We start from the raw sequence: 18,851 nt of genomic DNA, 5'->3' as shown, positions 1-18,851 counted from the left end.
CGCCATGTCGCAAGGGAAAACCACTGCAACGACCATGCCATTACAGCCAAGTCATTGAACGATCAGTAATCGACCATCCCGCCCTTGGTGGAAAGTGGGACATTTTGTCCGCGGCAAACAACCAATGGACAAAATGTCCCAGCCCGGTTTACTGCCCTCAGCGCCCGCGCGGCTTGATCGGTGGTTTTTTGCCGGCGAGCGGGGTCGACCGCACGATCGGCTGACCAGTACCGCGCCGTACCGGTTTGTCGCCCAGCGTGTAATCGTCGTAGCCCACCCAGTTGCCCGGGGCGCCGCTGGCCCGACCAAGCTTGGGCTTCTTCGGGCGCTTCGGCGCCGCGATCACGCCATTGGTCGCCGGCACGCGGTGATCCGGTTCGAAACCCGGCTCTTCCTCGCGGCTCAGCACCTGCTTGATCAGCACCTCGATGGCGGCCAGCAGCGGTGCCTCGTCGGCACAGACCAGCGAGATCGCCTCGCCGGTAGCGCCGGCCCGGCCGGTCCGGCCGATGCGGTGTACGTAATCCTCGGCGACGATCGGCAGGTCGATATTGACCACCTGCGGCAGGTCGTCGATATCCAGCCCGCGTGCGGCCACGTCGGTGGCGACGAGAATCTGCACCTCGCCCGCCTTGAAGCTTTCCAGTGCGCGCTGGCGCGAGGCCTGCGGCCGGTCGCCGTGAATCGCATCGGCGGCAATCTTCTTCGCCAACAGCCGGGCGACCAGGTCGTCGGCGCTCTTCTTGGTCTTGACGAAGGCCAGCACCTGACCCCACTTGCGGTCCTTGAGCATGAACAGGAACAGCTCGGTCTTGCGCTTCTTGTCGACCGGCACCACCCACTGCTTCACCGCCTTGACCGTGACGCTGCGCGGGCCGGCCTCGACCGTCTGCGGATCGCGCAGGCGGGAGCGCGCCATGTTGCGGATTTCCTCGGAAAAGGTCGCCGAGAACAGCAGCGTCTGCCGCTTCTTCGGCAGCGCCATGAACAGCGTATCCAGTTCGGCGGAGAAGCCGAGGTCGAGCATGCGGTCGGCTTCGTCGAGCACCAGGATCTGCAGGTCGCGGAACTTCAGCGCGTTCTGCCGGAACAGGTCGAGCAGGCGGCCGGGTGTCGCCACCAGCACATCGACGCCACGACGCAGGCGCATCATCTGCGGATTGATGCTGACGCCGCCGTAGGCCGCATAGGAACTGACCGACAGCCCCTGACCGTATTCGCGGAAACTGGCGTTGACCTGCTCGGCAAGTTCGCGCGTCGGCACCAGCACCAGCGCCCGGATGGAGTTGCTGCCGACCTTCTTGCCGTCAGCAGCCAGTTTGTGCAGCAGCGGCAGCGCGAAGGCGGCGGTCTTGCCGGTGCCGGTCTGCGCCGCCGCCATCAGGTCGCGGCCGGCCAGCACCGGCGGAATGGCCTGGTGCTGGACCGGCGTCGGCGTCTTGTAACCGAGGGTTTCGAGCGCCTGCAACAGCGGGGCGGCAAGGCCCAGTTCGGCAAAGGTCATGGAATCGCAATCTCTTGAAAAACCGCGATTTTACCCCGTTGACCGCAAGACCTCAGAAAGTGATCACCTTGTCCGCTGCCAGCGTGGCTTCCGCCAGTTCAACCAGCGTGCCGATGCTCGTTCCCGGAATCAGCGGCAAATCGCCCAGGCCGCGCGCCAGCGCACAGGTCCGGCACAGGCGGAAATCGACGCCGAGGCCGAGCAGCGTCTCGACCATGCCCTGCAGGCCGTTGCCCGCGCCATCGATCTGCCCGGGCAGACCCAGTACCGTCGCGTCGGACATCAGGAAAATGCTGACCGCCGGTTTGTCGTCGTGCCCGGCCAGCGCGGTGGCCAGACGCAGTGCGGACAGGCAGCGTTCGCTACCGTAGGGCGGGGCGTGAATGATGATGAGGATTTTCTGCATGCGGTTTTCTCCAATTGCTTCAAAAGGCACAGGTTTGCGATGATGCAGGATACGCGGAGAAATTCATGGAAGAAAAATCATTGGCCGACGGCAATGCATCGTCGCCACAACAGCAGTTCTCGGTGCTCGTCGTCGACGACGAACCGGGCATGATCAGCTTCCTGCAGCGGGCGCTGGCCCAGCGCTATGGCCGGGTCGATACCGCCGGCAGCGTCGAGCAGGCGGTGCCCCTGCTGCGCCGCCGGCTGTACGACCTGATCGTCCTCGACATCTCGCTGCCCGGCCGCTCGGGCATCGAATGGCTGCACGACCTGCGCGACGACGGCTTTGCCGGCGACGTCATCCTGATCACCGCCTATGCCGACCTCGACACCGCCATCGACGCACTGCGCGCCGGTGCCTCCGACTTCCTGCTCAAGCCCTTCTCGGTCGCCCAGATGCTCAACGGCGTCGCCCGCTGCTTCGAACGCTCGCGCCTGCGCCGGGAAAACTTCGTGCTGCGCCGCGAAATCGAGGAACGCTCAACCGCGGTCGACGGCGTGATTTGCCAGTCCGACGCCATGCAAGGCGTTTGCGAACGCCTGAAACGCATCGCGCCGACCAACGCCACCGTGCTGCTGACCGGCGAATCCGGCACCGGCAAGGAAATCGCCGCGCGCGCGCTGCACCGGATGAGCCCGCGTCACGACGGCCCCTTCGTGCCGATCAACTGTGCGGCGATCGCTGCCGAGTTGATCGAGTCCGAACTGTTCGGCCACGTCAAGGGTGCCTTCACCGGCGCCCAGAGCGCGCGTGAGGGCCTGTTCTACTACGCCCAGGGCGGCACGATCTTCCTCGACGAAGTGGCGGAAATGCCCGCCGCCGCCCAGGCCAAACTGCTGCGCGTGCTTGAGGAAAGACGCATTCGGCCGGTCGGCTCGGAGCAGGAAATCCCCGTCGACGTGCGCGTCATCGCCGCCACCAACCGCGACCTCAAGGACGATGTCGCCCACCAGCGTTTCCGCCAGGATCTCTATTACCGGCTGCAGGTCGTCGAACTCAGCCTGCCGCCGCTACGCGAGCGGCCCGACGACATCGAACTGCTGGCCCGCCATTTCATCGTCGCGATGGCCCAGGCGCTGAACGTGCCGCCGCTCGACCTGACGCCGCGCGCCCTCGCCCGCATGGCCGCCTACGATTGGCCGGGCAACGTGCGCGAACTGCGCAACTTCATCGAGCGCTCGCTGATCCTCGGCTGGTTCGATCTCGGCCCCGATGACGACAGCCCGGGCAGCGACAGTGCCGGCTCGGCCGAAACGCTGGAAGCCGTCGAGAAGCGCCACATCCTGGCGACGCTGCAGGCGTGCCACGGCAACAAATCGGAAGCCGCCCGCCAACTCGGCATTTCGCGCAAGACGCTGGAGCGCAAGTGCACCGCCTGGGGCTGCGATTGAACGCATCCCCGCCCACCGGCAAGACCGAGTCGATCCGCCGGCGACTGCTGGGCCTGGCGTTGCTGCCGCTCGGCGTCGTCCTGCCGCTGCTGCTGATCACGCTGGCCAACTGGGGCAGCGGCTACCTTGACCGGCTGCTGGTGGCCAAGGTCGGCGCCGATCTGGGCATCGCCAACAGCTACTACGAACGGGTCAGTGCCGGCATCGGCACCGCCGTGGACAGCCTGGCCGCGTCGTCACGCCTGGCCGGGCAGTTGTCTGCTAAACCAGGCAAGCCGCCCGCCGATCTCCATCAGTGGCTGCTCGGCGAAAAAGCCCGCCTGAAACTGGATTTCCTGCATCTGCTCGACACCAGCGGCTGCGCCCGTGGCTACCGCGAGGCCCCCTGCTTCAAGGGCTGGCCGGTGGTCGACAGCGCGTTGCAGGGGCAGTCGCGCACCGAGAGCGACATCTTTTCCTCGGCCGACCTGTTCGCCCTCGACCCGCGCCTGGCCCAGCGTGCCCACACGCCGCTGCTGCCAACCCGCAACGCCGCGCCCGACCCGCGCCACGCCGAGGAGCGTGGCCTGGTGGTCCATGGCGCGGCGCCGGTGCGCGACGGCAACGGCCGCATCGTCGGTGTGCTGGCCGGCGGTGTATTGCTCAACGGCAATCTGGAATTCATCGACCGGCTGAACGAAATCGTCTATCCCGACGGCGAACTGATGCTCGACAGCGTCGGCACCGCCACGCTGTTCCTCGGCGATGTACGGGTTGCCACCAATGTCCGCCTGTTCGAAGGCAGCCGGGCGATCGGCACGCGCGTCTCGCAAGCGGTACGCGATACCGTGCTCGGCGAGGGCAAAACCTGGCTGGACCGGGCCTTCGTCGTCCAGGACTGGTATTTCTCCGGCTACCGGCCGCTGGTTGACAGCCGCGGCGAGCGGGTCGGCATGCTCTATGTCGGCTTCCTGGAAAAACCCTTCGCCGATGCCCGCAGATCCGCGCTGTTCGGCATCATCGCGCTGTTTGCGCTGGCCATGCTGCTGGCGGCGGTGTTTGCCGTGCTCTGGGCGCGCCGGGTGTTCCGGCCGATCGAACGCATGCACACGACGATGAACGCCATCGAAGCCGGGCAAACCGACAGTCGCGTTGGCCCGGTGGACAATGCCGACGAGATCGGCGAACTGGCCCGCCATTTCGACCGCCTGCTCGAACGCCAGCAGGCCCAGGCACTGGCGCTGCAACGCTGGGGTGAATCGCTCGACGGCATGGTCGCCCAGCGCACCGCCGAACTGCAGGATGCACTGGCCAACTTGCGCGCGACCCAGGGCAAGCTGATCATCAACGAGAAAATGGCCGCCATCGGCCAGTTGACCGCAGGCGTCGCGCACGAGATCAACAACCCCATCGCCGTCATCCAGGGCAATCTCGAAATGGCTCGCGAAGTGCTCGGTGAGCACGCCAAACCGGTCGAACCCGAACTGCGCCTGATCCTCGACCAGGTCCATCGCATCCGGCTGATCGTCGCCAAACTGCTGCAGTTCGCGCGACCGCAGGAATACGTCGGCTATCTCGAACCGGTCGGCGCCACCCAACTGGTGCACGACTGCCTGTTGCTGATCGGCCACCTGCTGCGCCAGGGCAACATCGCCATCGAGCAGACAATCGAATCGAACCGCCTGGTCACCTGCAACAAGAACGAACTGCAGCAGGTCGTCATCAACCTGATGGCCAACGCCATTCAGGCCATGCCGGACGGCGGCACGCTGGGGCTGAAGGTCGAGGACTGGGATGAGGCCGACATGCCGATCGGCCTGCGCCTGCTGGTTACCGACAGCGGCCCCGGCATTCCCGCCGCCGACCGCGAACATCTGTTCGAGCCGTTCTACACCGCCCACAAACCCGGCGGCCACGGGCTCGGCCTGTGGGTCAGCAAATCGCTGGTCGAACGCTACGACGGAAGGATCACCGTGGACTGTCCGGCCGGCGGCGGAGCCGTGTTCACCCTCTGGCTGCGCTGCGAACCGCTGGGCTGAGCGACTGTTTTTGCAGGGAAAACTTGGCTTTCGGGCCGTCGACCGCTACACTTCACCCCCTGCCGAGGAGCGCTGCGACCACTTTGAATAAAATGGGGCCAGGCTCGGCAATGATCAACGGCGCTCGCAAACCCGAATTTTCCCGCCCGGTTTGCGACGCCGTTCGTTTTTGCGGCGTGCCCGGTGCGTTTTCGTTTTGCCGAGGTGATCATGATTCAAGCCGACCGTAGCACCGAACTTTCCGCCCTGCTCCAGCAACGCCTGCTCGTCCTCGACGGCGCCATGGGCACGATGATCCAGCGCCACGGGCTGCAGGAGAAGGATTACCGGGGCGAGCGTTTCGCCGATCACCCACACGATCTCAAGGGCAACAACGACCTGCTGGTACTGACCCGGCCCGAGATCATCGGCGGCATCCACCGCGAGTACCTGGAAGCCGGTGCCGACATCCTCGAAACCTGCACCTTCAACTCCACCTCCGTCTCGCAGGCCGACTACAACCTGACCGAGATCGTCTACGAGCTGAACTTCGAGGGCGCCCGCCTGGCCCGCGAACTGTGCGACGAATTCACCGCCGCCAACCCGGCCAAGCCGCGCTTCGTTGCCGGCGTGCTCGGCCCGACCAGCCGCACCGCGTCGATCTCGCCGGACGTCAACGACCCCGGCTACCGCAACGTCACCTTCGACGAACTGGTGGCCAACTACATCGAGGCGATCACCGGCCTGGTCGAAGGCGGCGCCGACATCCTGCTGGTTGAAACGGTGTTCGACACGCTCAACGCCAAGGCCGCGCTGTTCGCCATCGAAACCTTCTTCGATCGCGTCGGCCGGCGCTGGCCGGTGATGATTTCCGGCACCATCACCGATGCCTCCGGGCGCACGCTGTCCGGCCAGACCGCCGAGGCTTTCTGGAATTCGCTGAGCCACATCAAGCCATTGTCGTTCGGCCTCAACTGCGCGCTCGGCGCCAATGAACTGCGCCAGTACGTCGAGGAACTGTCGCGCGTCTGCGACTGCTACGTTTCCGCCCACCCGAACGCCGGCCTGCCGAATGCCTTCGGCGGCTACGACGAAACGCCGGAAATGCTCGCCGACGAGATCGAAAGCTGGGCGAAGAACGGCATCGTCAATATCGTCGGTGGTTGCTGCGGCACCTCGCCCGACCACATCCGCGTCATCGCCGAGCGCGTTGCTGCGGTCAACCCGCGCAAAGTGCCGGAAATCGAGAAGAAGCTGCGCCTGTCCGGGCTGGAGCCGTTCAACGTCGGCGCCGATTCCCTCTACGTCAATGTCGGCGAGCGGACCAACGTCACCGGCTCCAAGGCTTTCGCGCGGATGATCCTCGAAGGCCGTTTCGACGACGCACTGGCCGTCGCCCGCCAGCAGGTCGAGAACGGCGCCCAGGTGATCGACATCAACATGGACGAGGCGATGCTCGACTCGCTCGCCGCGATGGACAAGTTCCTCAAGCTGATCGCCTCGGAACCGGACATTTCGCGCGTGCCGATCATGATCGACTCGTCGAAGTGGGAAGTCATCGAAGCCGGCCTCAAGTGCATCCAGGGCAAAGGCATCGTCAATTCGATCTCGATGAAGGAAGGCGAAGCCAAGTTCATCGAGCAGGCCAAGCTCGCCCGCCGTTACGGCGCCGCCGTCATCGTCATGGCCTTCGATGAAAAGGGCCAGGCCGACACCTTTGCGCGCAAGACGGAAATCTGCAAACGCGCTTACGAACTGCTGCTGAGCATTGGCTTCCCGGCCGAAGACATCATCTTCGACCCGAACATCTTCGCCATCGCTACCGGCATTCCCGAGCATGACAACTACGCCGTCGATTTCATCGAATCGGTGCGCTGGATCAAGCAGAACCTGCCGCACGCACACATTTCCGGCGGCGTATCTAACGTTTCCTTTAGCTTCCGCGGCAACGATGCCGTGCGCGAAGCGATCCACACCGTTTTCCTCTACCACGCGATCCAGGCCGGCATGACCATGGGCATCGTCAACGCCGGCATGCTCGGCGTATACGACGATCTGGAGCCGGTGCTGCGCGAGAAGGTCGAGGACGTTGTCCTGAACAGGAACCCCGGCGCCGGCGAAGCGCTGGTCGATTTCGCCCAGACGGTGAAGGAAGGCAAGGCCAAGGACAGCGGCCCCGACCTTTCCTGGCGTGAGCATTCCGTGGAAAAGCGCCTGGAACACGCGCTGATCAAGGGCATCACCGATTTCGTCGTCGCCGATACCGAGGAAGTGCGCGCCAAGCTCGAAAGTGAAGGCAAACCGCCGCTCGCCGTCATCGAAGGCCCGCTGATGAACGGCATGAATGTCGTCGGCGACCTGTTCGGCGCCGGCAAGATGTTCCTGCCGCAAGTGGTCAAATCGGCGCGCGTCATGAAACAGGCGGTCGCCCACCTGCTGCCCTACATCGAAGCGGAAAAGACCCGCACCGGCCTGGGCAGCAAGGGCAAGATCCTGATGGCCACGGTCAAGGGCGATGTGCACGACATCGGCAAGAACATCGTCGGCGTCGTGCTTGGCTGCAACGGTTACGACGTCGTCGACCTCGGCGTCATGGTCAGTTGCGACAACATCCTCAAGGCGGCGCTGGAGCACCGCGTCGACATCATCGGCCTGTCCGGCCTGATCACACCGTCGCTGGAAGAAATGGCCCACGTCGCCAGCGAGATGCAGCGCCTGAAGATGAAGCAGCCGCTGCTGATCGGCGGCGCCACCACCAGTCGCGCCCACACCGCGATCAAGATCGCCCCCAACACCGACGGCGCCGTGGTTTACGTGCCGGACGCGTCGCGCGCCGTCGGCGTCGCCACCAAGCTGCTCTCCGCCGACCAGCGCGACGGCTACATGGCCGAAATCGTCGCCGAATACGAAACCGTGCGCGCCGAACACGCCGGCCGCAAAGGTGCGACGCTGGTCACGCTGGCCGAAGCCCGCGCCAATCGTTTCACGTGGAACGAAGCGCACACGCCGGTAAAACCGGCGCAACCTGGCCGCCACGAACTGAGCATCCCGCTCGCCGAACTGGTCCCGGTCATCGACTGGTCGCCGTTCTTCCAGAGCTGGGACCTGGCCGGCCGCTACCCGGCCATCCTCAACAACGACGTCGTCGGCGAAACCGCCCGCCAGTTGTTCCACGATGCGCAGGCGATGCTGGCAAAAATCGTCGCCGAAGACTGGTTGACCGCAAAAGCCGTGTTCGGCCTGTATCCGGCCAGGGGCGAGAACGAAGACATCGTGCTGTACAGCGATGAATCCCGCACCCAGGAACTGACCCGCTGGGTCGGCCTGCGCCAGCAGATCAAGCAACCGCAAGGACGTTTCAACACCGCGCTCGCCGATTTCGTCGGTGAGCAGGATTACGTCGGCGCCTTCGCCGTCACCGCCGGCCTCGGCATCGATGAGCGCGTCGCCGCCTTCGAAAAAGCCAACGACGACTACTCGGCGATCATGCTCAAATCGCTCGCCGACCGTTTCGCCGAAGCCGCTGCCGAATGGCTGCACAAGCAAGTTCGCACGCACTACTGGGGTTACGCGAAAGACGAAAAGCTCGACAACGACGCGCTGATCGCCGAGCAATACCAGGGCATCCGCCCCGCCCCCGGCTACCCCGCCTGCCCGGACCACACCGCCAAGCGCGAACTGTTCGCCCTGCTCGACGCCCCGGCCATCGGCATGGCCCTGACCGAATCCTGCGCGATGACCCCGGCGGCAGCCGTCTCCGGCTTCTACATCGGCCACCCCGGCGCCAAGTACTTCGCCATCCCCAAGATCGCCCGCGACCAGCTCGAAGACTGGGCGCAGCGCAAAGGCATGGCAATCAAGGACGCGGAATACTGGCTGGCGCCGTTGTTGTAAGACTCAGTGGGGACAAATCAAACGGGACATGCCGGCGAAGGGATGTCCCGTTTTTCCTGGGTTCAGTAAAACCCGGCGATTCCGAATTGCTGCAGTACTGTGAGTGACGCCTCGTCTATTCAGTTCTTCTTCGACAGCGCGGCAAAGGCAAGCACGACAGCACCGCCACCGATCAGTATCCAGCCAAGAAGCGCGGGTAACGCGACATCATGCGTACGCTCGGCCGTCGCCGTGACCGGCCCGACCTGGAGAACCGTTTCCGTCGTCGTGTAGCTGAACTGCTGATAGACGATCACTGCAGCGCCCAGGAAAACCAGCGCGATACCGATAATGAAAGTGGCCTTCATGATTCCTTGCTCCGTGCCGGTGAGAATGTGTTCGGCTACAGTCTGCGCTGACAAGCTGCCGCCGTCTGTGCGACAACGCACCAAGGCGCCGGGAGGATGCGCGCATCGTTGGCGATAATCGGCCATCGATACAGGCGATAATCGCGGCTCCGCAATCCCTCCATCGCCAGCATGCCCCGCTATCCGCATATCCTCTTCGACCTCGACGGCACCCTGATCGATTCGGCCCCGGCCATCCTGGCGAGTTTCCGCGAGGCTTTCGCGCAGACGGGCATCACGCCGGTCCGCGCCATCGACGCGAGCGTCATCGGCCCGCCGCTGACCGAAACCCTGCAACTTCTGTCGGGCAGTGCCGATCCGGCGCTGGTGGCGCGGCTGGCCGAGGCTTTCAAGGCCAGTTACGACAGCGCGGGCTACAAGGCGACGGCGGCTTACGCCGGTGTCGGCGCCCTGCTCGCCAAGCTGGCTGGCGCCGGGCTGCGCCTGTCGATTGCGACCAACAAGCGCATTCACCCGACCCGGTTGATCCTGGCGCATCTGGGCTGGAGCGATTTCTTCAGCCACGTTTACGCGCTTGACCTGTTCACGCCGCGCCTGCCGGACAAGGCGGCGATGATCGGCCGCCTGCTGGCCGATCAGGCCATCCCTAAGGATCAGGCCATCTACATCGGCGACCGCAGCGAGGACGGCGAATCGGCCGACGCCAATAGCCTGCCCTTCATCGCCGTGACCTGGGGTTATGGCAGCCTGAACGCTGACGAAATGCGCAATGGATGGCAGGCAGCGGCACAGCCGGAAGCACTGGCTGAACTGCTTCTGTAATCACCGCCCCCTCGGGGTAACATGGGCCCCATGAACTTCCTGCTGCCCCCGTCAACTCAGCGCATCACGCTCCGGCTGCTTGGCCTGATCGCTGCGTTGCTGCTCGCCGGTTGCGGCAACTTCAGCCGGCTGGCGGCCGACATCATGGAAAGCGGCGGCACGCTGCGGGTGGTCTCCGGCAGCTTGCAGGCGCCGGCCTGCGAGCGTTGCGAACTGATCATCGTGGTGCTGGGTGATGAACGTGGCGACGCCATCCACAATTACCGGGTGTTCGAGCGTCCTGGCGATTTCCGGATTGCCGCACTGAACACCTCGCGCTACCTTTTCGCCTTCCAGGACCTCAATCGCGATTTCACCCACCAGGCGAATGAGCCGGGGGTCTGGTTCGACCTGGCCGGGCGCGGTATCGACAGGGATTCGGTGACCGACGTCGTGCTCGCGATCGGCGCGCCACTGGTGCGCCCGGGACCCCGGGTGGCCGGGCTGTTCGAATTGCGCGGCACCGGCCTCGGGCATATCGATGTCCTGCTCGGCAAGGTCACCACCATCGACGACCAGCGCTTCAACCAGGAAGCCGCCGAAATGGGCATGTGGGAGCCGCTCGGCTACATGAAGACCGGCCACGCCGGCATCTTCTTCCTGGAACCTTACGATCCGGCGCGCATTCCCGTCCTCTTCGTCCATGGCATCAACGGCACGCCGCAGAACTTCAGGCGCTTGATCGACAGTCTCGATCGCAGCCGCTTTCAGGCCTGGGTGATCAACTACCCTTCCGGCTTCGATCTGCGAGCGCTTGGCGATGGTCTGCTCGGGCTGCTGGCCGAGCTGCGCTTGCGTCATGACTTCCAGCGCATGCATATCGTCGCCCACAGCATGGGCGGCTTGCTGATCCGCGAGTACCTGGCCGAGTGCAGCCGCGCCGGGGCCTGCGACTACGTCGACAAGGTCGTCAGCGTGGCCACGCCGTATGCCGGCATCGAGAACATGAGCCTGTATCTCGACCTGGCCACCGTCGTCATGCCGGTGTGGCGCAACCTGCTGCCCGACGGGCCGTTTCTCGGCAATCTGTTCAAGGCTCCCCTACCACCGGGGGCATCGCTGCACATCGCCTTCGCCTATCTCAGCGACCGTTCGCCAACCGGCAAACCGGGCGACGGGGTGGTCAGCCTGAAGACGCAATTGCGTATCGAGGCCCAGCATGAGGCAACATCGATGCGCGGCTTCCACGAAGACCACGTCAGCGTGCTGGACAGCGAAGAACTGCGGCACTACGTGAGCATGGTGCTGACGCGTTAGGTCAGTGCGGAATTTCGCACTGCCAGACCTGCCAATTCCGGATTTCCGCACACACCAGCCACAGGCACCGGATTTCGGGATCAGCAAAAATCTTTGAAATCAGCCGGTTGACCGCAGAATCCTGCACTGGCACGTGTCCTGCAATGGTTATCTCCGCAGCCGCTCCGCGGTTAGCTTCATTTCTGGAGGAGATACCATGAAAATGCGCATGAAATTGCGTTCCCTGATCGTTGCCGCCACGCTGGCCGTCGGCACCACTGCCGGCCATGCTGCCGATTTCATCAACGTGCTGACCGGTGGTACCAGCGGCGTCTATTACCCGCTCGGCGTGTCGCTGACACAAATCTACGGCAAGGTGCTGCCGGACGCGAAGATGTCGGTGCAGGCAACCAAGGCCTCGGCCGAGAACCTCAACCTGCTGCAGGCCGGCAAGGGCGAGATCGCCTTCACCCTCGGCGATACGCTGTCCGAAGCCTGGAAGGGCAATCCGGATGTCGGCTTCAAGGCACCGCTGAACAAGCTGCGCACCGTCGCTGCGATCTATCCAAACTACATTCATTTCCTCGCCGCTGCCGATTCCGGCATCAAGTCGCTGGCTGACCTGAAGGGCAAGCGGGTTTCAGTCGGTGCGCCGAAGAGCGGTACCGAACTGAACAGCCGCGACATCCTGAAGGCCGTCGGCATGGGCTATCAGGACATGGCCAAGGTGGAATACCTGGGCTATGCCGAGTCGGTGGAACTGATGAAAAACCGCCAGCTCGACGCCACGCTGCTGTCGTCCGGCCTGGGCGTTGCCGCCGTGCGTGACCTGGCAACGGCGCTGAAAATCGTCGTCATCCCGATCCCGGCCGAGGTGGTTGCCAAGATCAGCGATGCCGCCTACCAGTCCGGGACGATTCCGGCCAACACCTACAACGGTCAGACGACCGATGTGCAGACGGTGCTGGTGCCGAACTACCTGATCACCCACAGCGGTGTCTCCGATGACATGGTCTACAAGATGACCAAGTCGATGACCGAGAACCTCGACGCCATGGCCACCGCTCACGCTGCCGCCAAGGCGATCAAGAAGGAGAAGATGGCTGTCGGTTCGCCGGTGCCGCTGCATCCGGGTGCCGAGAAGTATTACCGTGAAGCCGGCCTGCTGAAGTAATCCATCATGACGAACAACGTCTCCCCGATGAACATCGAACAGGAGACGTTCTCCGAGCACGGCGCCCAGCGCCGGCCCGGAGGCGTCGCACTCCTGATCCTGACCGGTATCGCGCTGGCCTTTTCCATTTACCAGTTGAGCGTGGCGGCCTTCCATCCGCTGTCCAGCCTGGTCATGCGGGCGCTGCATGTCGGCTTCTTGCTGACCCTGACCTTCATTCTCTTTCCCATGCGCAAGGGCGGCCGTCTCGACCGCGTGGCGCCCGGCGACTGGCTGCTGGCCGGCGCCGCCTTCCTGCTCGCCTGCTACCAGTGGGTGTATGAAGTCGAATTGATCCAGCGTGCCGGCGACCCGAGCACGCTCGACCTGTGCGTCGGTACCGCCATGGTGCTGCTGGTCTTTGAAGCCGCCCGCCGCATTCTCGGCCTGGCACTGCCGACCATCTGCGCGGTGTTCCTGCTCTACGGCCTGTTCGGCCAGTATCTGCCTGGCGATCTGGCGCACCGTGGCTACGATTTTGCCCAGGTGGTCGACCAGCTGGCCTTCGGAACGGAAGGACTTTTCGGCATCCCGACCATGGTTTCGGCCATGTACATCTTCCTCTTCGTACTGTTCGGCGCCTTCCTCGAACATGCCGGCATGATCAACCTGTTCAACTCGGTGGCGCTCGGCTTCGTCGGTCACACCAAGGGTGGCGCAGCCAAGGTGGCGGTCGTTTCGTCCGGCCTGATGGGTTCGATTTCCGGTTCCGGCGTCGCCAACGTGCTGACCACCGGCCAGTTCACCATCCCGCTGATGAAACGTTTCGGCTATTCCGGCGTGTTTGCCGGCGCAGTCGAGGCAACAGCCTCGATGGGCGGCCAGATCATGCCGCCGGTAATGGGCGCCGTCGCCTTCATCATGGCGGAAAACCTCAACGTGCCGTACATCGAGATCGTCAAGGCGGCGCTGGTGCCGGCCATCCTGTATTACGCGACGGTGTTCTGGATGGTGCATCTGGAAGCCGGGCGCAAGAATCTCGACGGTCTGGCCAAGGCAGACTGCCCGAACCCGTGGCGGGCGATGCGCGAACAGTGGTACCTGATCCTGCCGCTGGCCGGGCTGGTCGGTATGCTGTTCAACGGCTTCACACCGATGTATTCGGGCATGGTCGGCCTCGCGCTGTGTGCCATCCTGATCCTCGGCGCCGCCGTCGCCGCACGCATTTCCGGTACCGCCTTCCGCTTCGTCTTCTGGCTGGCCGTCGGTCTCGGTGCTTCGCTGCTGATCAAGTGGGGCGTCTATCCGGTGCTGATGGTGATTGCCGCGCTGGTTGTGCTGTGCCTGTTCGTCCAGGGCGGCCGGCAGACGCTGACGGTGATGCGCAACAGCCTGGTCGACGGCGCCAAGCAGGCGCTGCCGGTCGGTGTGGCCTGCGCCATCGTCGGCGTCATCATCGGCATCCTGACGCTGACCGGCGCCGCCTCGAACTTTGCCGGCTTCATCCTCAAGGTCGGCGAAGACAGCCTGTTCATCTCGCTGCTGCTGACCATGCTGATCTGCCTGCTGCTCGGCATGGGCATCCCGACCATCCCGAACTACATCATCACCAGCTCGATCGCCGCCCCGGCGCTGCTTGAACTCGGCGTACCGCTGATCGTCAGCCACATGTTCGTCTTCTACTTCGGCATCATGGCCGACCTGACGCCGCCGGTGGCGCTGGCTGCCTTCGCCGCCAGCTCGGTGGCCAAGGAACCGGCGATGAAGATCGGCATCAAGGCGGTGCAGATCGCCATTGCCGGTTTCGTCGTGCCGTTCATGGCGGTGTACGACAATGCGCTGATGCTGCAGGGCGATCCGTCGGTGCTGGCGGTGGTGTACATCGTCGGCAAGGCCTTGCTGGCGATCACGCTGTGGGGCGCCGCGAGCATCGGCTACCTGCGCGCACCGCTGTCGGTCTGGGAACGCATCTGGGCCGCTGCTGCCGCCTTCATGCTGGTCGCCGCGTTGCCGCTGACCGACGAAATCGGCTTTGCTGCCTGCGCCAGCTTCATTGGCTGGCACCTGCTGCGCAGCCGTCGCCTGCTGGCAGCATGAACGTGATCTGCCTCGTCGCCGGCCTGCTGGTGGCGCCGCTCGGCGAGGCGGTCACGCTGCAATGGACACATTCGATCCAGAAAACCCTGTGGGAGGAAGATTACCGCCTGCAGAGCGATGCCCTGAAGCTGACGTCGGCGCGCATCCAGGGCACCGGTGCCGGCATGGAGCCGCCGCCGGATGCCGTGCTGCGCGACGGCGCCTGGCATTACACACCGGCCCTGCCGCCGCTGCCGGGCGTCCAGTTGCGGCATTCACCGCATGTTGCGCCCTACGTCGTCTGCGTGGCCGGCGACTGCCGGCCGCTGCCGGCCTGGCTGCCGACCCTGCCGGAAGATACGGTGGTTGGCCTGCAACCCTGCCCGGCAGCCGAGCCTGACCGGAAAAAACTGGTTACGATGCGGCCATGAGCCGTCTCGCCACCCCATCCATGCGCCCTTCCCGCACGTGGCTGCTGACCGCAGTCGCGGCAGCGGCCTGCCTGCTGATCGGCCTGCTCGGCTACCGACTGCTGCTCGACAACAACCTGGCGCACGAGCGCCGGCTGGCGACGCAGCGTCTCGACGCCTTCGCGCTGTCGCTGGATGCGACGCTGAACCGGCACGAATCGCTGCCCGGCCTGCTCGCGCTCGAACCCTCGCTGGCCGCGTTGCTGCGCGATCCCGGCAACCAGCAGCGGGTCGCTGCCGCCAACGCCTATCTCGAAGCCGCCCAGCAGGGTGCGGCAGTGGCGGCGACCTATCTCATCGACGCCGACGGCAACACGCTGGCCGCCAGCAACTGGCGCCAGCCGCGCAGTTTCGTCGGCCACAACTACGCCTTCCGCCCCTATTTCAGCGATGCCATCGCGCATGGCCTGGGGCGTTTCTACGGGGTTGGCGTGACCACCGGCGAACCCGGTTATTTTCTCGCCGCACCGGTACGCGAGCAGGAACGGATACTCGGCGTCGTCGTTCTCAAGGTTGGCCTGGAATCGATGGAGCAGGCCATGGCCGGTTCTGGCGACACCTTGCTGCTGGCCGACGCCGACGGCATCGTTTTCCTGTCGTCGGAACGCCGGCTGCGTTACCGGACGCTGGCGCCGCTGCCGGCGGCGATTACCGCCCGGCTGGCGGAAACCCGCCAGTACGGCAACCAGTCCATCGTGCCGCTGGCTGATCGTGCCGTGCCACTCGACGCGACGACGCCGTTACGCCTGGCGCTGCCCGACGAACAGCCGCGCGAACATCTGCTGGTGACGCGGCCGGTGGGCAATCTCGGCTGGCAGGTGGTGCAGTTGGGACGACCCGACGAAGCGCGGGCGGCGGCGTTTTCCGGGGCGATGGCGCTGGCCTTTGCTGCCGCCTTCGCCGTCGGTGTGGCGGCGCATCTGCGCCACCGGCGACGCCGGCGCGACGAGCTGAAACGGATTTACAGCGAGCTGGAGCAGCGCATCGCCGAGCGCACCGCCGACCTGACCGACAAGATTGCCGCCTTGCAGCGCACCGAGGCGATCCTCCACGAAACCCGCGACGCCGCAGTACAGGCCGGCAAGCTGGCGGTGCTCGGGCAGTTGTCGGCCGGCATCAGCCATGAACTGAACCAGCCGCTGGCCGCCTTGCAGACCTTCGCCGACAACGCCACAGCCCTGCTTGCGCGCGGTCGACATGGCGAAGTCGCGGAAAACCTGGAAATGATCAGCGCGTTGATCGAGCGCACCGGGCGCATCGTCCGCCAGTTGAAGACCTTTGCCCGCAAGGAAGCGGCGACGCCGCAGGCGGTGACCATCGCCACCGCGATCGAGCACGCGCTGATGCTGGTCGAGCCGCGCCGGCGCGACACCGGCGCGCGGATCAGCGTCAGCCAGGACGATCCGGCCTTGCTGGTCGTCGCCGAAGCCGGACGGCTGGAGCAGGTGCTGGTCAATCTGCTGCTCAACGGTCTCGACGCCATGCACGGCCAGCCAGCGCCACAACTCGAAATCCTTGCCGGCCGCGACGGGCGCAACGTCCGCATCAGCATCCGCGACCATGGCACCGGCATTGCGGACGAGGTGCGCAGTCACCTGTTCGAACCCTTTTACACAACCAAGTCAGCCAGTGAAGGCCTCGGCCTCGGTCTGGCCATTTCACTGACCATCGTCGAAAGCTACGGTGGCACACTACGCACTCACAATGCAGCGGACGGCGGCGCGGTTTTCGTCCTGACGCTGCCGGCTGCCGGAGAACCCCATGCCGCACCTGACGCTTGAATACACCGCCAACCTTGCCAGCTTCGACCCGACCCGCGCTCTCGCCGCGATCAACGCCGCGATGTTCGATTCCGGTCAGTTCAGCGAACCGGACATCAAGAGCCGGGCGATTGCCGTCGGCAATTTCCAGGTCGGCATCCTGCAAAATCCCCGCGCCTTCGTGCATCTGCGCATCGCTCTGCTTTCCGGCCGCAGCAGCGCCGAACGCAAGGAACTGGCGGACGCCGCGCTGGCGGCGCTGGGCGAACTGATCCTCGCCCCCCGCGGCATGGAAATCCAGCTCAGCGTCGAAACCAGCGAACTCGACCGCGACAGCTACGCCAAGACCATCGTCCATGGCTGACACCCCGGTCTTCCTGGTCGAAGACGACAGCGCCGTACGCAAGGGCTGCGAGCAGGCGCTGGCGCTCGCCGACATCGCCGTGCGCGGCTTCGCCGACGGCGAAAGCATGCTCGCCGCGCTGGCCACCACGCGGCCGGCGCTGGTCATCAGCGACATCCGCCTGCCCGGCCGCGACGGCCTGTCGCTGCTGCGCGAACTGCGCCAGTTCGACCGCGAACTGCCGGTGCTGCTGATGACCGGGCATGGCGACGTGGCCATGGCGGTGGAAGCGATGCGCGACGGCGCCTACGATTTCATCGAGAAACCCTTCCCGTCCGAGCGCCTGATCGCCGCGGTACGCAGCGCCCTCGACAAACGCGCGCTGCTGCTGGAAAACCGCCAGCTCAAGGAGCAACTGCACGCCGCCGGCCTGAGCGCGCTGATCGGCCAGACCGCAGCGATGCAGGACATCCGCCGGCTGATCGGCGCGCTGGCGCCGACCAGCGTCGACATCCTGATCAATGGCGAAACCGGCTGCGGCAAGGAAGTCGTCGCCCGCGCCATCCACGAGGCCAGCGGCCGGCGCGGGCCATTTGTTGCGGTCAACTGCTCGGCGCTGCCGGAAACCGTGTTCGAAAGCGAACTTTTCGGCCACGAAGCCGGCGCCTTCACCGGCGCCGGCAAGCGGCGCATCGGGCGCATCGAACATGCCGGCGGCGGCACGCTGTTCCTCGACGAAATCGAATCGATGCCGCTGAACCTGCAGGTCAAGCTGCTGCGCGTGCTGCAGGAACGCAGCATCGAGCGCCTGGGCAGCAACCACAGCATTGCCGTCGATTGCCGCGTCGTCGCCGCCAGCAAGGCCGACCTGAAAGCGCTGGCCGACGCCGGCCAGTTCCGCGCCGACATCTACTACCGGCTCAACGTCGTCAGCATCGACCTGCCGCCGCTGCGCCAGCGCCGCGAAGACATCCCGCTGCTGATGGCCGCCTTCCTGCAGGAAGCTGCCCAGCGCTACGACCGCCCGCCGGCGGCCTGGACGCCGGCCGACCTCGCCCGCTGGCAGGCGCACGACTGGCCGGGCAACGTGCGCGAACTGAAGAACGTCGCCAACCGCTGGGCACTCGGCCTGCCCGACGCGCTCGCCGGCACGCCGGACATCCCGGCCACCGCGCTCGGCGCCCAGGTCGACGCCGCCGAACGCCGCGCCATCGAAACCGCCCTGCAACACTGCGCCGGCAACGTCGCCCAGGCGGCGGAACTGCTGCAGGTGCCGAAGAAGACGCTGTACGACAAACTGACCCGCCACGGCATCAGCGCCGACAGCTTCCGCACGCACTGAACGCGGGTTTCCCGCCGCCGGGGGATCGG

At 65.2% G+C, this 18,851-nt stretch carries 14 protein-coding genes and 1 riboswitch; of the genes, 11 read left to right on the top strand and 3 right to left on the bottom strand.

Annotation, left to right across the window (positions count from 1 at the left end):
- Positions 1 to 157: 157 nt before the first annotated feature.
- Both BJN45_RS00645 and BJN45_RS00640 read right to left on the bottom strand, forming a co-directional pair.
- Positions 158 to 1,504 carry a DEAD/DEAH box helicase gene (locus tag BJN45_RS00645; RefSeq protein ID WP_076091075.1) on the bottom strand — a complete coding sequence of 449 codons (1,347 nt, stop codon included), beginning with the start codon at positions 1,502 to 1,504 and terminating at the stop codon, positions 158 to 160.
- 52 nt (positions 1,505 to 1,556) lie between these two features.
- Positions 1,557 to 1,910, bottom strand: coding sequence for a DsrE/DsrF/TusD sulfur relay family protein (locus BJN45_RS00640; RefSeq protein WP_076091073.1), 354 nt, complete (start codon positions 1,908 to 1,910; stop codon positions 1,557 to 1,559).
- Between the two features lie 65 nt (positions 1,911 to 1,975).
- Here BJN45_RS00640 and BJN45_RS00635 point away from each other — a divergent pair, with 65 nt between their 5' ends.
- From BJN45_RS00635 to metH, 3 genes are all read left to right on the top strand, one after another.
- Positions 1,976 to 3,343, top strand: coding sequence for a sigma-54-dependent transcriptional regulator (locus BJN45_RS00635; RefSeq protein ID WP_076091071.1), 1,368 nt, complete (start codon positions 1,976 to 1,978; stop codon positions 3,341 to 3,343).
- Entirely contained in the window at positions 3,340 to 5,361 is a 2,022-nt protein-coding gene (locus tag BJN45_RS00630) for a cache domain-containing protein (protein WP_076092446.1), read from the top strand. Before BJN45_RS00635 ends, BJN45_RS00630 begins: the two co-directional genes overlap by 4 nt.
- A gap of 58 nt (positions 5,362 to 5,419) precedes the next feature.
- A riboswitch (S-adenosyl-L-homocysteine riboswitch) is annotated at positions 5,420 to 5,494 on the top strand.
- A gap of 80 nt (positions 5,495 to 5,574) precedes the next feature.
- Positions 5,575 to 9,234, top strand: a complete 3,660-nt coding sequence (gene metH, locus BJN45_RS00625) for a methionine synthase (RefSeq protein WP_076092444.1) — start codon at positions 5,575 to 5,577, stop codon at positions 9,232 to 9,234.
- Positions 9,235 to 9,353: 119 nt separating this feature from the next.
- On the opposite strand, the gene BJN45_RS00620 is transcribed toward metH, so the two are convergent.
- On the bottom strand, positions 9,354 to 9,581 hold the full coding sequence (locus BJN45_RS00620; protein ID WP_076091069.1) for a hypothetical protein: 228 nt from the start codon (positions 9,579 to 9,581) through the stop codon (positions 9,354 to 9,356).
- A 171-nt stretch (positions 9,582 to 9,752) separates the two neighbouring features.
- On the opposite strand from BJN45_RS00620, the gene BJN45_RS00615 reads away from it, so the two are divergent.
- From BJN45_RS00615 to BJN45_RS00580, 8 genes are all read left to right on the top strand, one after another.
- Positions 9,753 to 10,403, top strand: a complete 651-nt coding sequence (locus BJN45_RS00615) for an HAD family hydrolase (protein WP_076091067.1) — start codon at positions 9,753 to 9,755, stop codon at positions 10,401 to 10,403.
- Between the two features lie 30 nt (positions 10,404 to 10,433).
- On the top strand, positions 10,434 to 11,699 hold the full coding sequence (locus BJN45_RS00610; protein WP_076091065.1) for a lipase family alpha/beta hydrolase: 1,266 nt from the start codon (positions 10,434 to 10,436) through the stop codon (positions 11,697 to 11,699).
- Positions 11,700 to 11,907: 208 nt separating this feature from the next.
- On the top strand, positions 11,908 to 12,852 hold the full coding sequence (locus tag BJN45_RS00605; RefSeq protein WP_240494466.1) for a TAXI family TRAP transporter solute-binding subunit: 945 nt from the start codon (positions 11,908 to 11,910) through the stop codon (positions 12,850 to 12,852).
- Between the two features lie 6 nt (positions 12,853 to 12,858).
- Positions 12,859 to 14,928, top strand: coding sequence for a TRAP transporter permease (locus BJN45_RS00600; RefSeq protein ID WP_083650693.1), 2,070 nt, complete (start codon positions 12,859 to 12,861; stop codon positions 14,926 to 14,928).
- A complete protein-coding gene (locus tag BJN45_RS00595; protein WP_076091063.1) occupies positions 14,925 to 15,338 on the top strand; it encodes a DUF1850 domain-containing protein in 414 nt (137 codons plus the stop codon). The genes BJN45_RS00600 and BJN45_RS00595 overlap by 4 nt, the downstream gene beginning before the upstream one ends.
- Positions 15,335 to 17,158 carry a sensor histidine kinase gene (locus BJN45_RS00590; RefSeq protein ID WP_083650689.1) on the top strand — a complete coding sequence of 608 codons (1,824 nt, stop codon included), beginning with the start codon at positions 15,335 to 15,337 and terminating at the stop codon, positions 17,156 to 17,158. The genes BJN45_RS00595 and BJN45_RS00590 overlap by 4 nt, the downstream gene beginning before the upstream one ends.
- On the top strand, positions 17,139 to 17,501 hold the full coding sequence (locus BJN45_RS00585; protein WP_076091059.1) for a 5-carboxymethyl-2-hydroxymuconate Delta-isomerase: 363 nt from the start codon (positions 17,139 to 17,141) through the stop codon (positions 17,499 to 17,501). The genes BJN45_RS00590 and BJN45_RS00585 overlap by 20 nt, the downstream gene beginning before the upstream one ends.
- Entirely contained in the window at positions 17,494 to 18,822 is a 1,329-nt protein-coding gene (locus BJN45_RS00580) for a sigma-54-dependent transcriptional regulator (RefSeq protein WP_076091057.1), read from the top strand. Before BJN45_RS00585 ends, BJN45_RS00580 begins: the two co-directional genes overlap by 8 nt.
- The last annotated feature ends 29 nt before the right edge of the window (positions 18,823 to 18,851 follow it).

The sequence above is a fragment of the Azonexus hydrophilus genome (assembly GCF_001956855.1).
GTDB classification, from domain to species: Bacteria; Pseudomonadota; Gammaproteobacteria; order Burkholderiales; family Rhodocyclaceae; genus Azonexus; species Azonexus hydrophilus_A.
This window is presented reverse-complemented; position numbering and strand designations above follow the sequence as displayed.

Coding starts and splice junctions, on each gene's coding strand:
- BJN45_RS00640 (WP_076091073.1), bottom strand. CDS start 1,910: ATGCAGAAAATCCTCATCATCATTCACGCCCCGCCCTACGGTAGCGAA.
- BJN45_RS00605 (WP_240494466.1), top strand. CDS start 11,908: ATGAAATTGCGTTCCCTGATCGTTGCCGCCACGCTGGCCGTCGGCACC.
- BJN45_RS00590 (WP_083650689.1), top strand. CDS start 15,335: ATGAGCCGTCTCGCCACCCCATCCATGCGCCCTTCCCGCACGTGGCTG.
- BJN45_RS00645 (WP_076091075.1), bottom strand. CDS start 1,504: ATGACCTTTGCCGAACTGGGCCTTGCCGCCCCGCTGTTGCAGGCGCTC.
- BJN45_RS00585 (WP_076091059.1), top strand. CDS start 17,139: ATGCCGCACCTGACGCTTGAATACACCGCCAACCTTGCCAGCTTCGAC.
- BJN45_RS00635 (WP_076091071.1), top strand. CDS start 1,976: ATGGAAGAAAAATCATTGGCCGACGGCAATGCATCGTCGCCACAACAG.
- BJN45_RS00580 (WP_076091057.1), top strand. CDS start 17,494: ATGGCTGACACCCCGGTCTTCCTGGTCGAAGACGACAGCGCCGTACGC.
- BJN45_RS00610 (WP_076091065.1), top strand. CDS start 10,434: ATGAACTTCCTGCTGCCCCCGTCAACTCAGCGCATCACGCTCCGGCTG.
- BJN45_RS00615 (WP_076091067.1), top strand. CDS start 9,753: ATGCCCCGCTATCCGCATATCCTCTTCGACCTCGACGGCACCCTGATC.
- BJN45_RS00595 (WP_076091063.1), top strand. CDS start 14,925: ATGAACGTGATCTGCCTCGTCGCCGGCCTGCTGGTGGCGCCGCTCGGC.
- BJN45_RS00600 (WP_083650693.1), top strand. CDS start 12,859: ATGACGAACAACGTCTCCCCGATGAACATCGAACAGGAGACGTTCTCC.
- BJN45_RS00620 (WP_076091069.1), bottom strand. CDS start 9,581: ATGAAGGCCACTTTCATTATCGGTATCGCGCTGGTTTTCCTGGGCGCT.